Here is a 642-nt window from a genome sequence, read left to right on the forward strand (position 1 = left end):
CGCATGGTCGAGAAAGCCCGGCAGCATGGCCTGCATCTGGTCGCCGTAATAGCCGATCAGCTCGCGCAGGAACGACACGGGCAGGATGCCCTGGCCGGATTTCGCTTCCTGTTCGAAGATGATCTGAGTCAGCACCGTGTGGGTGATGTCGCTTCCGGTCTTGGCGTCGTGAACGGCGAAGTCCTCTCCCTGCTTCACCATGTCGGCCAGGTCCTCCAGCGTGACGTAACTGCTGGTCCCGGTGTTATAAAGCCGCCTGTTGGCGTATTTCTTGATGATTGTCTTGCCGTCGCTTACGGGCATAATTGCCTCCTCCCCGCGATCTGCTTGATGTATTCCTCTTCCCGCCCCGATCTAACCTTAAAACGGTTGAGGTGACAATCGTTTTGTCGCAATGCAGCGTCGTTGTTCGCAAGCGCCACGGATCGCGGCGGGAGCACAAGGCAGTTTGACTTCGAAGGCGCTGTTCTGCACATTCCGCTGACGCGAAGCTGAGGAGGAGAGCAGCCACATGGCGAAAAAGGCAATCGTCATCGCAAGTGCAGCACGCACGGCCGTCGGCAGTCTGAATGGCGCCTTTGCGGCCGTCCCGGCGCATGAACTCGGCGCGGTCGCCATCGCGGCGGCTCTGCAGCGTGCCGG

Annotated in this window: 2 protein-coding genes; one reads left to right on the forward strand and one right to left on the reverse strand. The window is 60.1% G+C overall.

Annotation, left to right across the window (positions count from 1 at the left end):
* A partial coding sequence (gene phaR, locus MD273_RS18615; RefSeq protein ID WP_239039268.1) for a polyhydroxyalkanoate synthesis repressor PhaR occupies positions 1-303 on the reverse strand: 303 nt, incomplete at its 3' end.
* Between the two features lie 208 nt (positions 304-511).
* Here phaR and MD273_RS19180 point away from each other — a divergent pair.
* A partial coding sequence (locus tag MD273_RS19180; protein ID WP_502846082.1) for a thiolase family protein occupies positions 512-642 on the forward strand: 131 nt, incomplete at its 3' end.

The organism is Marinobacter sp. C7 (assembly GCF_022343555.1).
Lineage (GTDB): Bacteria > Pseudomonadota > Gammaproteobacteria > Pseudomonadales > Oleiphilaceae > Marinobacter.